Origin of the sequence: Pseudomonas sp. MWU16-30323 (assembly GCF_020515595.1) — a bacterium.
Taxonomy (GTDB): domain Bacteria; phylum Pseudomonadota; class Gammaproteobacteria; order Pseudomonadales; family Pseudomonadaceae; genus Aquipseudomonas; species Aquipseudomonas yamanorum.
In genome coordinates this window covers 1-921 of record NZ_JAIWYM010000087.1, presented here as the reverse complement: position 1 = coordinate 921, position 921 = coordinate 1, and the positions used below count along the sequence as shown (strand labels likewise).

At 62.0% G+C, this 921-nt stretch carries 1 protein-coding gene and 1 pseudogene; both read left to right on the top strand.

Features of this window, described 5'->3' with window-relative positions:
- Nucleotides 1-49: 49 nt before the first annotated feature.
- Nucleotides 50-223: pseudogene (locus LIY45_RS30555) on the top strand (PAAR domain-containing protein); the annotation flags it as partial.
- A gap of 441 nt (nt 224-664) precedes the next feature.
- Nucleotides 665-921: S-type pyocin domain-containing protein (locus LIY45_RS30550; protein WP_226478719.1), on the top strand; the 257-nt coding region annotated here is incomplete at its 3' end.

Genomic DNA, 921 nt, shown 5'->3' with positions numbered 1-921 from the left:
AGCCAGAAAAGGAAAACAACATGGAAAATGCGGAAAAGGAGAGCCAGATGTGAGGCGCTACAACATCACAGACGGGGCGAAAACCACGGCAGGCGGTGTGGTGAAGGCCGGCCTTGATGGCGCAGAAATCGAAGGGAAACTGATTGTCCGGGAAGGCGACAGAGTCGCCTGCCCTGCGTGCAAAAGCCTGGGCGTTATCGAATGCATCGGCCCTCGTCTGGTTCAAACGTGGGAAGGGCGCAACACGGCTCTGCACGGCGATCTATGCCGGTGTAAATGCAGCCCCCCGCCCACGTTGATCGCCAACCAAAGCCTGATGTATCAGAACATCGAGTCGGCCCCGCAGCCCCGTGTTGCTCCTCGAAGCATACCGCCCGCAAACAGCCCCCCGCCTTCCAGCTTTGTCACACCGGCCATGACGAGTCGGCCGGCAAGCCTGTGCGTATTTGCCAAGTCCTGTGTTTCAGTGCGGGCCGGCTCGACAGCGGCGGGAGAGGCTCCCGAGCGTGCAGCCAATTTTGGTGCTGTGGCACTGATGGGCTCGACGGGTACGGGTGGAGCGGTCGGGCGTGTTGCGGGAACGCTGGGCGCGGATATGGGGGCCTGGGCTGTGCGTGGACTTACCGGGGCTGCGGCCGGAGCCAGCTCGGCGTTGAATGTCGTGATGTTGGCTTTTTGGCCACGGGATATCGGGGATTCAACGCTGTACAGCCCGGAGCAACTGGCAGACATGCGGGTTGCCAGTACCCGGGTGCGTTTCCAGTTTCGTCTGGATGAGGCTGGAGACATGCGGGTTTACGGCCTGCACACCCGGCCTGGTAGTGGCGCGGACCGTGTGCCGGTGACAGAAGCCCGATGGAACGCCGACAAGAGCGCGATGGTGGCGGTGCTGGGCAGTATTTTCATCACCTGGACGCCGAA